This is a genomic window from Anaerophaga thermohalophila DSM 12881 (assembly GCF_000191885.1).
Taxonomy (GTDB): domain Bacteria; phylum Bacteroidota; class Bacteroidia; order Bacteroidales; family Marinilabiliaceae; genus Anaerophaga; species Anaerophaga thermohalophila.
Genome location: NZ_AEWI01000012.1, coordinates 14,640 through 28,604, shown reverse-complemented (window position 1 = coordinate 28,604; position 13,965 = coordinate 14,640). Strand labels below are relative to the sequence as shown.

The window sequence follows — 13,965 nt, the reverse complement described above, 5'->3', positions numbered from 1 at the left end:
TTAATTCCAAATTTCTAAATTTATAGAATTAAAGAAAAGAACAAATATGCTACCATCTTTCATTCTTAAAAACGGTCGGATTTTTGACGGAAGGTCTTTTCTCTCACCGGGATTTTCTGTAGTTGTTAAACCGCCACACATTCTTGGCATAACCACACATCCCCCAACACATTTACCATCCATCGACTTACAGGGGAAGGTGATTGCACCAGGATATATCGATCTCCAGGTCAACGGTGGCGGAGGGAAGTATGCCTCGTTGGATCCATCGGAAAAGTCATTCCGCCAAATACTGAACACCCATCTGGCACACGGAACCACGTCATTGCTTCTGACCATCATAACTTCAGCTACCGATACAAGGAAAAATGCCATCGAGACCATACGCAAAATAATGGCAAAAGAGCAATCATTGCTCATGGGCGGACACCTCGAGGGCCCCTTCCTGAATCCCTCTAAAAAGGGGGCTCACCATGAACCATGGCTACAACCGGCAACGCCCTCATTGTTAAAAGAAATAACAGGCGAAGGGCGCGAAGTTATTAAAGCCATCACTGTGTCTCCCGAGTTGTTCACCTCAGGAAACATGGATGCTCTGATGGAAACCGGATGGATTTTGTCGGCCGGTCATTCTAATGCATCCTACGAAACAGCGATGTCATTCTTCGATCATGGCGGACGGATGGCGACCCATCTGTATAACACCATGTCGCCAATATCAGGAAGAGAACCGGGCATCATTACCGCTATCTTCGAACATCCTAGTGCACGGGCAGGCGTAATTGCCGACGGCCACCATGTGCATCCGGCAGCCATCCGCCTGGCTCACCGCGTCATGGGCGACCGCTTGTTCCTGATTTCCGATGCAACGTTTCTGGGACAAAAAGACGGTGAGGTTTATTTCGGCCCCACCACTTTCAGGATGAAAAACGGCATCTGTTACAACCAGGAAGGCAAGCTGGCCGGTTCCTCCATTTCGATCGCACAAGCCGTACAGTATTGCATCAAAGAGGTCGGATTGCCAGAAGCAGAAACATTACGCATGGCCTCCTTCACTCCGGCTGCCGTTATGGGACAAACACACCGCATAGGACGCATAGGCAAAGGTGTCCTGGCCAATATGGTTGTTTTGAACGACGACTGGATGCCTGAAACGGTTTACTATGAAGGAGAAGAAGTTGAGGCTTAACACGGCTGACCCAAATGAGTGTCTGTTCAGAAAGTGCCGGTTAAAACAACCCGTGTATCTTGCTGTCCACTTTGTCAATCACACCGCTCAGATTACTTTTTTCTTTAATGAAATCGTTCTTGTCAACATCAACAATGAGCAAATTGGACGCTTTGTAACTACGTATCCATCCCTCGTAGCGTTCATTCAGGCGCCGCAGGTAATCCAGGCGTATAGACGATTCGTAAGGACGTCCCCGCATCTCGATTTGCCGGACAAGGGTGGGTACAGAAGCCCGCAGATAGATCAGGAGGTCGGGGGGTGCTATCAAACTGCTCATAAGATCAAAAAGTCCGCTATAATTTTCATAATCGCGAGGACTCATAAGTCCCATATCGTGCAAATTGGCCGCAAAAATAACCGAATCTTCATAGATGGTACGATCCTGGATGACACTTTTGTTACCTTCCCTGATTTTTACGATTTGAGAGAAACGGCTTTTCAGAAAATAGACCTGAAGATTGAACGACCATCGCTTCATATCGTTATAAAAATCGGCCAGGTAAGGATTTTCTTCCACCTCTTCGTAATGGACCTCCCAACCGTAATGATTGGCCAGTAATCCGGCCAGAGTGGTTTTTCCCGATCCGATGTTCCCGGCAATAGCAACATGCATAGCAATACCTTTTTACTGATTCAGCTTTAAAAGATCATCCAGATAATCGCGATTGTTCGATAACCGGGGCACTTTATTTTGTCCTCCCAGTTTATTCCTCGACTTCATCCAGTCAAAAAACAAGCCTTCGCGTGCCACAACAATATCGGGCGGATCGAGGGTAATGCTTTTGTAACGTTTGGCTTCATAATCGCTGTTAACATCCTGCAATGCTTTATCGAGCACTTCCCTGAACTTATCAACAGAATCGGGGTGCTTCTCAAATTCAATAATCCATTGATGAGCCCCTTTACTACCCGTGCTCATATATAACGGTCCTGCAGTGTATTCCCTGATAACCGCGCCCGTAGCTTTACAGGCAGCATCCAGCGCCCTGGTGGCATTGTCAATAATAACTTCTTCGCCAAAAGCATTAATAAAATGCTTAGTTCGACCCGAAATGATAAATTTAAAGGGATAGCGATGGGTAAACCTTACCGTATCACCTATCATATACCGCCACAATCCGCCATTTGTTGATATAATGATTGCATAATCCTTATTGAGTTCCACCTCATCCAAAACCAATGTTTTGGGATTCTCTTTCCCCAACTCTCCCATTGGCATAAATTCATAAAAAATACCATAATCGAGCATCAAGAGCATCGAAGAAGAAGCCGGATCATCCTGTATTCCGAAAAATCCTTCCGAGGCATTATACGTTTCCATATAATGCATCTCTTCGGACGGAATTAATTCTTTATACTGTTCCCGGTAAGGTGTAAAATTAATCCCGCCGTGGATAAAGAGTTCCAGATTGGGCCATATCTCCAGTAAATTTTTCCTGCCCGTAGTTTTCAGAATATGCTTGATCAAAACCAAAAACCAGGAAGGAACACCCGCGAGAGAAGTTACATTTTCTTTAATGGTAACCTTAGTAATCTTCTTCAGCTTTTCTTCCCACTCCTCCATCAGCGCAACATCAGACCCCGGCGTTTTGAAAAACTGGGTCCAGAATGGCAGGTTTTCAATCAGTATTGCCGAAAGGTCGCCGTAATAAGAATCGTTGCTGAAATGGTTGATCTGATGACTGCCGCCCAGCGTGAGCGTTTTGCCTGAAAAAACCTGATTATCCGGGTAATTGTCGTTATATATGGCAAGCACATCCCTTCCGCCACGAAAATGACATGCCTCCAAAGCTTCTTTGGTCACAGGAATAAACTTACTTTTAGATGAAGTCGTGCCGGAAGATTTGGCAAACCAGCGGGTGACGCCCGGCCAAAGCACATCTTTTTCTCCGTGTCGCAATCGTTCTACATACGGTTCGAACTCCTCATAGCCCTGAACGGGCACTCTCTCCTGGTACTGATCAATCTTGCGGATAGAAGAGTAATCGTATTGCCTGCCCCATTCGGTTTGGCGTGCTTCTTCAATCAGGGAGAAAAAGACCGATTCCTGTACCTCCATGGGTGCTTTCCTGAACAGATCGATCTGTGACAAACGACGGGCATTAAAAAGCCCTACAATACTGGATATAATTGGCATTTCCTTATCTTTTCAAAAATTCACTACTCTGAGGTTTACAAGTCCCACGCATCTGATTTTTGTTGTTATGACATTGCTCCGGGCATTATTCAGCCACATATTCTTTAAAAACCGGCTTTCGTTTTAAAAGCCTGGACCCAAAAACACTATTTTTGCGAAAGTTGAAATCCAGCTAACCTTTGAACTCAAAAATGACAATAAAAAACTACCCGCAACAAAAAGGTCGCCAAAAAAGAGCCTTTTAGAAGTGGACTCATCTATTGTTTTGACCGTAAATATAAATAATTTTGTTCCAATCAATAATTTAATAGATCGTCAGATTTTCAGATAAAACTATGAGCTATTTCGACATTATTGCCGGTATTTTTCTGATCCTTGCCGCACTGAAAGGTTTAAAAAACGGATTTATCAAAGAACTGGCAGGCCTGGCAGCATTAATTCTGGGAATAATTTTCGCAGTCCGGCTTTCTGATGTTACGGAACGTTTCCTCTCCGGGATATTTCATTCGCAATACATGGGAATTATTGCCTTTCTGGTTACCTTCGTTATTGTGGTGTTGATTATTCATCTTATTGCTTCATTATTACGAACACTTATTCATGCAGTAGCACTTGGAGCTTTTGACAGGATCTTTGGCCTTGTTTTCGGAATGTTGAAAACAACTTTCATCATCAGCATCCTTCTTTTGGGACTTAACGCTTTCGGCCTGGAGGAGAAAATTATTACACCAAAAGAACAGCAACGCTCAAAACTGTATCCCCCGGTAAAGAAGGCTGCTCCTCTTATCTTTGACCTCTTTGAAAGGGACCTCGAAGAATTGTTGAATCCGTCAGAAAACGGACAAAGTCCGGTAACCATTTAATTACTCAAGGCATGTTCATGAGCCCGGTCTAAAAAGCATCTTTGTTGCCAAACTCGTTGTTGTTTTAAATTTTTGTATCCTCATTAACAGCGAGTTAACTCCGGTACAAAAATTTAAAACGCCTTGATTTTGACAAAAATATGCATTTTATACCGCACTCATGTTCGTTAATTATTCTTATTTTTGCGCCTCTTGCAGGAAGCAACCTTAACAAACATGCAACAGCTCATTAGATTTTTTTGATGTTTGTTCCTGCTCTGCATATCAGACAACGCATGCAAACCCTGAAGTGCTGCATTTTAACAACTAAAACGAGGTGGACACGAGCATTTGATTTGCAATCTATTAAAAAAGATTAACGGAATATTAAACCATGAATTTTGTAGAAGAACTCAAGTGGAGGGGAATGATCCACGACATCATGCCCGGTACCGAAGAACAACTGGAGAAAGAGATGACCACAGCCTACGTGGGTATAGACCCTACGGCGGACTCGTTGCACATTGGCCATCTTGTTGGGGTTATGATGCTTCGGCATTTTCAGGCTGCCGGTCACAGACCAATTGTGTTGCTGGGCGGTGCCACGGGAATGATCGGCGATCCTTCTATGAAATCGCAGGAAAGAAACCTGCTTGATGAAGAGACGCTGCGTCATAACCAGAAATGCCTGAAAGAGCAACTCTCCAGGTTTTTGGATTTTGAAACCACTGAAGAGAACCGCGCCCTGATGGTAAACAATTACGACTGGATGAAAGATTTCACTTTTCTGGAATTTATTCGCGATGTAGGAAAGCACATCACCGTTAACTACATGATGGCCAAAGATTCCGTGAAAAAACGCCTGGGGAGTGATTCGCGCGAAGGGCTGTCATTTACTGAATTTACTTACCAATTAGTGCAAGGCTACGATTTTCTTCACCTGTACGAGGAGTATGATTGTAAATTGCAGATGGGTGGCTCCGACCAATGGGGAAATATCACCACCGGGACGGAACTCATTCGCAGAAAAACAGGCGGTGAAGCATTCGCGCTGACCTGTCCGCTTATTACCAAAGCCGACGGCGGAAAATTCGGGAAAACCGAATCGGGCAACGTCTGGCTCGATCCCGAACGTACAAGCCCATACGCTTTTTACCAGTTCTGGCTCAACGCTTCGGATGCAGATGCCGAAAAATACATCAAAATATTTACACTGATACCTCGCGACGAAATTGAAGCACTTATTGACGAACACAACGAAGCGCCCCATCAGCGAAAACTTCAGAAACGGCTTGCCGAAACTGTTACCCGCCTTGTGCATGGCGAAGAAGCCCTGCAGATAGCCATTGACGCATCACAGATACTTTTCGGGAAAAATGTTACCGACATCTTAAAAAAACTGGATGAAAGGACGCTCTTGTCTGTTTTCGAGGGAGTTCCCACATTCAGCATCAACAGAAAGGAACTTGATCCGGGCATCGGAATTATTGACCTTGTGGCCGAAAAAACCGAAGTGTTCCCCTCGAAAGGTGAAGCACGACGAACCATTAAAGGCGGCGGACTCGCTCTCAACAAAGAAAAAGTGACCAACGAAGAACTGATCGTGAAAACAACCGACTTGTTGAACAACAAATATCTTTTGGTACAAAAAGGTAAGAAAAACTACTTCCTGATAATAGCAGAATAGACCACTATGCGGGCAATTTGGAACCATCTCGGAGGATTAGGCAAGCTATTAATGACCTTAATGCTGGTTGTTACCAGTTTTTTCGTTTTCACATTGCTTGCACTGCTGGCAGCATTGCCTTTTACGGACGGACTTTCTCTCGCGGGTACAGAAGGGATGCCCCTGTCTGTTAATATGCTGCGGTATTTTCAGATTGTGCAAAGTTTTTCGGTGTTTATCATTCCTTCGTTACTGGCCGGCCTTTTCTTCTGGGGGCATCTGACGCGGGGAATTGGTTTTCGGAGGCCTTCTACCGGGCTGATTCTGATGAGTCTGGCCATAATTGTTTTGTCCCAACCGCTGGTGAGCTACCTGGGTATTTTAAACAGCAACATGCAACTGCCGGAGTTTTTAGGGGGCCTGGAACAATGGATGAAACAATCGGAAGAAAGCGCAACTGACATCATGTACAGCTTTCTGGATACCGACCAGCCGGGGGTCCTGCTAATCAACTTCATAATGATTGCCATATTACCGGCGATCGGCGAAGAGATGCTCTTCAGAGGGGTTTTGCAGCCCGTCTTCGGAGAATGGTTCAAAAACAAGCACGTTGCAGTATGGCTAACTGCTTTTCTGTTCAGCGCCATTCATCTGCAATTCTTCACATTCCTTCCGCGTTTTTTCCTCGGACTGGCTTTGGGGTATCTCATGCTCTTTGGGAAAAATCTCTGGTATCCGATTGCAGGGCATTTTGCGAACAATTTCATGTCGCTCATAATTTTTTATTATTACAGATATACCAACCCCGATATCAATCCCCTCCAAACCGGAACAGAAGATTTGACAACCGAATGGACCTTTGTGCTGCCATCCATAGCACTCGTGGGTTTTCTTTCCTGGAAATTTCACAAAATACGAAACGCTAAGGGATAAATTAAGCCGAAATATGGAAACAGAGCCAATGGTTAACAGATCGTTAAGTTTTTAAATGCAGAATGATCCATATAACCGTGGAATACTGTATTTTAACAGTCGAAACCTTTCTGTAACATACAACAGGTTCGCAGCACATTGTAAATAATTAACGAACTATTGAATCGTGAACGGGACAAGGAAACAGACCAGGTGATGCCGCATATAACGATTAGTATAAAACTAACCTGCCGGATACTTATCTACTGACTACTGACTAAAAACTACTGACTAATTTTTTATGCCCTGGAAGTACCAAACAGACCACGCGCTTGACTCGCCTGAAAGAACGCTTGTTCACCGAAAGATTCTGAAGAGCAAGAAATTCCTTCAAAATCTTTACAGGCAGTGGTATTCGCATTTCCTGAAAGAGATACCGGCTTTGCCTCCCGGAAAATTACTGGAACTGGGCAGTGGCGGTGGCTTCCTTAAAGAACTGGAACCCCGGGTCATCACTTCCGATGTACAGAAACTGCCAACCAACGACATGACCTTTTCAGCCCTGGAAATGCCTTTTGAAGATCAAAGCCTGGCAGCCATTTTCATGATCGATACCCTTCATCACCTTCCGGATGCTGCAAAGTTTTTTAATGAAGCTGAGAGAACCCTGATCCCCGGCGGTATCATAAAGATGATAGAACCTGCTAACACATTATGGGGAAGGTTCATATATAAAAACTTTCATCACGAAGCGTTCGATCCATCGGGCGACTGGACACTGCCGGATAAAGGACCTCTCTCTTCGGCCAACGGGGCTCTGCCCTGGATTATTTTCAGCCGCGACAGAGAAAAATTTAACGCTTCCTACCCGAACCTGGAAGTAGGCAGGATCACCTATACCAATCCATTACTTTATCTTGTGAGCGGAGGCTTCACCAGCAAACAACTGCTACCCGATTTTTTATACCGGCCTGTAGAAGTGATCGACCGGATGCTTCCCCTTCTTTCACCCTCAATGTCAATGTTTCAAATAATTACTGTAAAAAAAAAGATAGTCCGTTAAAACAAAGACTAAACATAAAAACATTATAATATAAGAACGCAAAGTTATTTATGAAAAATTAACGGTCTGTTTCATCAGTTCTGCAGGTAATTTATTGTCTGATAACCGGGAAAAATTGACGGAATGTAAAAATGATACCGGAAATTAATAAAAAAATAAAAAATGAACCAATTCGCTTAACAGAAGAATAAGATAAAAATATTAACTTGCATACAAGTTTTCCATAAGACCAATTAACCTGTTGTCGTATCAAACATCAATGAGTGCAGTATAAAAAGCATCTTTATTGCCAAACTCGTTGTTGTTTTAAATTTTTGCATCCTCATTAACAACAAGTTAACTCCGGCATAAAAAATTTAAAACGCCTTGATTTTGACAAAAATATGCTTTTTATAATGCACTCATCAGTTAAATTTAACCATGTCGAAAAACGATATTGGCCCGAGGTTAAATCTTTAAAATGCTAAAAAGAAAGAGATTAATATCGGCACTTTACGGGCAGACACCAATTTATGAGAATAACTCAAATACCATAGTTATGAAAAGTTCCTTTTTTCGTGCAATCTTTCTGCTTATCATCATTTTCTTCTCTGCTTGTCATAGCGATAAAAAGGAAGCTGCCCATTCCCCTTTTCATCCGGCAATCAGTGCTTTTACATCGGGGCAGATTTCTGTGAAATCATCCGTGATGGTCGAATTTACCTCGCCTGTCAACCAGGCAGTTCCGGGCCGGAGTGTAAAAGATGGCATTATTTCTTTTTCTCCGTCAATAAAGGGAGAAGCAGTATGGGCAGATGATCGGACCATTGTTTTTAAGCCGTCAGAACTGCTTCCCTCCGGCAAAAAATTTAAAACCGAAATAGCTCTCCAACGTCTTTTGCCTGACGAAAAGGAGCCTTTTTTCTTTACCTTTCAGACTATTCAACAGAATGCATGGTTAAGCCCCGAAAACATAGGGCCTCTGTCTGTCAGCGATTACAAAAAATATCAGGCTGCCATAAAAGTGGCGTTGGCCGATGTAGCCAACAACAAGCTGGTTGAAACCAATGTGAAAGTTAAATACAACGGTGACCCCCGCGAGCCCGAATGGTTCCATTCAGATGGCCGGAACCACATCCTAATTGTGAATGACATAACCCGGGGAGAAAATGAGGGCATACTATCTGTAACGGTCAAAGAAGGTCCGCTTTCTCCCGATGAAGAACAAAACCTTAAAATAAGCATCCCTCCGGCAAATACTTTCAAAATCCTTTCATCCCGTCTCGAAACCTCACCACGAAAAGTTATTACCATTGCTTTCAGCGATCCGTTAGACCCGGGACAGGATATATCGGGCCTTTTCAGGCTTTCGGGACAGGACATGAACTGGAACATCGACAACAACCTTGTAGAGCTATACCCGGATGAAGATATTACCGGCGAAAAAACGCTTATTATTTCTGAGGATGTAAAAAATGTATCGGGCCGAAAATTGTCCGGACGCGGAGAATTTACCTTCTCTTTCTCAAGTGAAAAGCCGGCGGTAGAAATCATCGGAGACGGAACTGTCATGCCTTACTCAGACGGTTTGTTCATGCCCTTCAGAGCGGTTAGCCTGAATGCAGTAAGAGTCCGTATTATCAAGATTTATGAACACAACATCGGTCATTTCCTTCAGGTAAATCAACTTGGTGGTGAAAACCAGCTTAAGCGGTCAGGAAGACTGGTTCACAAGCAACGCATCGAAATAAACACCGATCCGACACTCGACCTAACCAAATGGAACACCTTTTCTCTCGATTTATCCCGCTTCATTCAGCCCGATCCGGGAGCCATTTACCGCGTAGAGCTGGGCTTTGAAAAGTCCGATGCCATTTATCCCTGTGCAGGTGACGACCAGGAGGACAATTCCGTACAGACCGACCATCCTGACCCGGAAGAAGGATTCTGGGATGAAACCGATAACTATTACTCCGTTTATCCTTACCGCTATAACCCGGATTATCGTTGGAGCGAAAGAAACAACCCCTGCTCCGATTCATATTATACAAGCGACCGCCGGGTGGCACGTAATGTGCTGGCTTCGAATCTCGGACTATTGGTAAAAGGCGGTACCGGCAACGAATTATTGGTGACCGTGAACGACCTTATTTCATCCGAACCCCTTGCCAATGTCGAAGTAGAGATTTTTAACCTTCAAATGGTTAAAATTGGGGAAGGCACTACCAACAAAGAGGGACAGGCAAGTATAACGGCTGACGGAGTTCCCTTTTTGCTGATTGCCAGAGATGGAAAGCAAAGAGGTTACTTAAGGCTCGATGACGGGCAGGCGCTTGCCCTCGACAGGTTCGACGTATCAGGTGAAACCGTGAAAGAAGGCCTGAGAGGATTCATTTTTCGGGGAACGCGGGGTATGGAGACCGGGAGACTCACTTTTTTGTCTCTTTTATGCCCGTCGAAAGCACGCCGGGAACACTTCCCCCAAATCATCCGGTTACGTTTGAGTTAACGGATCCAAGGGGACGTCTTGTTTACAAACAAACCCAGACACATCCCGAAAACAGTTTATATACTTTCAGGACGAAAACCGGCAAGGACGCCCCCACCGGCTATTGGCTCGCAAGTGTTCATGTGGGAGGTGTTGTGTTCGAAAAGAATCTTCGCATTGAAACCTTTCGTCCCAACCGTCTGAAAGTGGAACTTGAAACACCCGGAAAAATTCTGGAATCCGGACAAATCTACAATTTCAACATCCGGTCCAACTGGCTTCACGGATCCCCTGCTTCCAATCTCAAAGCCGATGTAAGACTTAACCTGTACCCCGCAAAAACTCATTTTGAGGGATATGAAGACTTTATTTTTGACGATCCCTCACGAGAGGTGAACGAATCGGAACTAACCATCTACGAAGGCATGTTGGACGAAAAAGGCCGCTCTTCATTCCGTTACAGAATACCTGAATTCCTCCTGGTTCCAGGCATGGTTCAGGCAACATTAAGAACCCGTGTATTTGAAAAAGGAGGCGCCTTTAGTGTCGGAAGCGAAACCCTGGCTGTTTCACCCTTCGATGTATATACAGGCATTCGTGCCCCGCAAGGCGATGATCGCGGACTATTATTAACCGACCAAAACCACCGGATAGATGTAGTTACTGTAAACAGCCAGGGAAATCCTGCAGGCAATCAAAAACTACAATATACCGTTTATAAAATAAACTGGCGCTGGTGGTGGGAATCATCAGAAGAAGACCTGGGACGCTATATTACCTCAAGCAGCCGGAATATTGTCGACTCAGGAACACTGATAACCGGAGATGATGGCTCGGGCAGTTTTAATTTTCGGATAAACAAGCCGGAGTGGGGACGGTACCTGATAAGAGTCACAAATCCTTCGTCGGGGCATTCAACTGCCACCACAGTGAGAGTAGACTGGCCGGGATGGGCACGTGAATCGCGTGGGGGCGACGGCGCTTCTCACCTTGTATTTTCTGCCGATAAGAAAAAATATCAGGTTGGTGAGGAAGTTACCGTCACGTTCCCCTCATCCGACCAGGGACGAGCCCTTGTCAGTCTTGAGTCGGGAAGCAAGGTGTTGAAATCCTGGTGGATAGAACCTCAGTCCAAAGAAACAACCTTCAGCTTTGAAGCCACACCGGAGATGGCTCCCAATATTTATATCAGCATAACGCTTATTCAAACATACGATCAGACGACCAACAATCGCCCTCTGCGTCTTTACGGGATCATTCCGGTTAAAATAGAAAATCCCGGCACGCGTCTCGAACCGGAAATAAAGACTTCTGAAACCTGGCGTCCCGGAGAAGATGTTGAAATCAAAGTCAGCGAGGCCAATAACCGGGAAATGGACTATGTATTGGCAGTAGTAGATGAAGGCCTGCTGGATATAACCGGTTTTCAGACACCCGACCCATGGGAGCGCTTCAACGCAAGACAGGCGCTTGGCGTTAAAACCTGGGACCTTTACGATGACGTCATAGGTGCATTCGGTGGAAGGATTGAACAACTCTTCAGCGTTGGAGGAGCTGAATCGCTCAGGGGTGATAAAGGCCAAAACCGTCTGCAACGCTTCGAGCCCATGGTGAAATTCTTCGGTCCGTACAAGTTGAAAAAGCGGGAGGAAAACCCGCACCGGTTCGAAGTTCCTTCTTATACGGGCTCCGTTCGTGTTATGGTTATCGGTACCGACGGAAAGGCTACCGGCAGCAATGAGGCTACTGTAAAAGTGAAAAAGCCCGTGATGGCATGGACTGCATTACCTCGTATGTTAGGCCCTGATGAAAAATTGTCCCTTCCGGTTACCGTTTTTGTTTCTGAAGAAAATATTAAGGAAGTAACGGTGACAATTACAGGTTCTCAACACTATTCCTTTGGAAAAAGCAGCAGCAAAACCGTCTCTTTCGATTCACCCGGTGAAAAAACAGTAAGTTTTGAGGTGCATACCAAATCGCTTACCGGCCAGTCGCAACTGGTAATTGAAGCATCGGGCAACGGGGAAAAAGACCGTCTGACAAAGAATCTGGAAATAAGAATGCCCAATCCCCCTGTGACACGAACCCGCTTTGCCGTTATTAATCCCAAAGCAAATCAGACATTGGAATATAATCTCCCGGGTATACGTGGAACAAATACCATGCAACTGGAGGTAAGTGCAATGCCCCCAATGGATTTAGCCGGGCGACTGAACTTTCTCATTGAATACCCGCATGGATGTATCGAGCAGATTACTTCGGGCGGTTTTCCGCAATTGTATCTCGGCAAGATTGTCGACCTTACGGAGAAACAACGCACGAGGGTGAGGGAAAATATCACCGGCGTACTTCAACGCTACAGTTCTTACCAGACACCCGAAGGCGGATTTGCTTACTGGCCGGGACAATCACAACCCAGTGACTGGGGTTCCAGTTATGCCGGCCATTTTATGCTCGAAGCAGAGAAACAGGGCTTTCTGGTGCGTCCTTCATTAAAGTCCGACTGGATCGAATGGCAAAAAGAGAGGGCTTCATCGTGGCTGCCACGCCCCCAAACACAGGCTTATACATCAGAACAGATGCTTCAGGCTTACAGGCTCTTTACCCTTGCACTCGCCGGCGAACCTGCCACCGGTGCCATGAACCGACTGCGTCAGCAGTCCAACCTCATCGCTCAAACCAGATGGTTACTGGCTTCAGCCTATGTTCTTACGGGTATGCAAAAAGTTGCATCGGAAATAATGGATGAGGCACCTGAGCTGAATGCCACGGATATTCAATACAAAACGTACGGCTCACCATTGCGCGATAAAGCCATTCTTATTCAGGCTTTGAATCTTCTGGGACGAAAAGAAACGGCCATGCCGTTGGTAAAAGAAGCAGCAGAGGCGCTTAATTCGGGGAACTGGTACAGTACACAAACAACAGCATGGACATTGATGAGTATTGTTAATTTTTCCGGGAACGGAGCAGATAACTCGTCACTGCAATACACTTATTCTGTGAATAACGAAGATAATATCACTGTAGGAACAGACAAGCCGGTTTCGCAACGAAGCATCAGCTTTGGTGAAGCAACGAGCGGGCAAATAACAGTTACCAACGATTCGGAAAAGGAGCTGTTTGCCTCACTACTGATTCAGGGAACTCCTGGAGGTGTTGATTCGACAGCCTTTTCAGAGAATCTGAAGATTGAACGCAGATTCCTGACCATGGACGATCGCCCTGTTTCATACGAAAATATCCCGCAAGGAACAGATTTCAAATACGTGATCAGAGTCAGCAATCCCGGCTCTGGAGGTGACGCCCGGAATCTGGCCCTGACACAAATGATCCCGTCAGGATGGGAAATACGTAATACACGCCTGGAAGGTATCCGGTCGTACGATGTTGACCTTCCTGATTATCGCGACATCCGTGATGACAGGGTTCTGTCATATTTCGATCTGAAAGCCGGTAAAAGCAAACAATTTGTTGTTGTAGTACATGCAGCTTTCCCCGGTGAATATTATCTTCCCCCTGTTATTTGTGAAGCCATGTATAATCATACCATAAGGGCCGGAATTCCCGGTGAAAAAACCATTGTTTCGACTCCTTAAATGCGGGAAGCAGGAAGTACTAAATAATGTCCCGTCTATAAAAATGGA

General features: G+C 45.1%; 9 protein-coding genes. 7 read left to right on the top strand and 2 right to left on the bottom strand.

What is annotated here, in order from left to right; genetic code table 11:
• Positions 1–46 precede the first annotated feature (46 nt).
• Positions 47–1,189: an N-acetylglucosamine-6-phosphate deacetylase gene (gene nagA / locus ATH1_RS0104110; RefSeq protein ID WP_010417961.1), complete on the top strand. Its 1,143-nt coding sequence runs from the start codon at positions 47–49 to the stop codon at positions 1,187–1,189.
• A 40-nt stretch (positions 1,190–1,229) separates the two neighbouring features.
• On the opposite strand, the gene ATH1_RS0104105 is transcribed toward nagA, so the two are convergent.
• Both ATH1_RS0104105 and ATH1_RS0104100 read right to left on the bottom strand, forming a co-directional pair.
• Entirely contained in the window at positions 1,230–1,844 is a 615-nt protein-coding gene (locus tag ATH1_RS0104105; RefSeq protein WP_010417957.1) for a deoxynucleoside kinase, read from the bottom strand.
• Positions 1,845–1,856: 12 nt separating this feature from the next.
• On the bottom strand, positions 1,857–3,368 hold the full coding sequence (locus ATH1_RS0104100) for a GH3 auxin-responsive promoter family protein (protein WP_010417954.1): 1,512 nt from the start codon (positions 3,366–3,368) through the stop codon (positions 1,857–1,859).
• A 335-nt stretch (positions 3,369–3,703) separates the two neighbouring features.
• Between ATH1_RS0104100 and ATH1_RS0104095 the strand changes: the two genes are divergently transcribed.
• From ATH1_RS0104095 to ATH1_RS18915, 6 genes are all read left to right on the top strand, one after another.
• A complete protein-coding gene (locus tag ATH1_RS0104095; RefSeq protein WP_010417953.1) occupies positions 3,704–4,231 on the top strand; it encodes a CvpA family protein in 528 nt (175 codons plus the stop codon).
• A gap of 373 nt (positions 4,232–4,604) precedes the next feature.
• Positions 4,605–5,897: a tyrosine--tRNA ligase gene (gene tyrS, locus ATH1_RS0104090; RefSeq protein ID WP_010417949.1), complete on the top strand. Its 1,293-nt coding sequence runs from the start codon at positions 4,605–4,607 to the stop codon at positions 5,895–5,897.
• A 6-nt stretch (positions 5,898–5,903) separates the two neighbouring features.
• Entirely contained in the window at positions 5,904–6,809 is a 906-nt protein-coding gene (locus ATH1_RS0104085) for a CPBP family intramembrane glutamic endopeptidase (RefSeq protein WP_010417946.1), read from the top strand.
• A gap of 280 nt (positions 6,810–7,089) precedes the next feature.
• Positions 7,090–7,851, top strand: coding sequence for a class I SAM-dependent methyltransferase (locus tag ATH1_RS0104080; RefSeq protein WP_010417943.1), 762 nt, complete (start codon positions 7,090–7,092; stop codon positions 7,849–7,851).
• Positions 7,852–8,389: 538 nt separating this feature from the next.
• Positions 8,390–10,339 carry an alpha-2-macroglobulin domain-containing protein gene (locus ATH1_RS22125; RefSeq protein WP_010417940.1) on the top strand — a complete coding sequence of 650 codons (1,950 nt, stop codon included), beginning with the start codon at positions 8,390–8,392 and terminating at the stop codon, positions 10,337–10,339.
• Positions 10,279–13,917 (top strand): alpha-2-macroglobulin family protein, encoded by a 3,639-nt coding sequence (locus ATH1_RS18915; RefSeq protein WP_010417936.1) that lies wholly within the window; start codon positions 10,279–10,281, stop codon positions 13,915–13,917. The genes ATH1_RS22125 and ATH1_RS18915 overlap by 61 nt, the downstream gene beginning before the upstream one ends.
• Positions 13,918–13,965 lie beyond the last annotated feature (48 nt).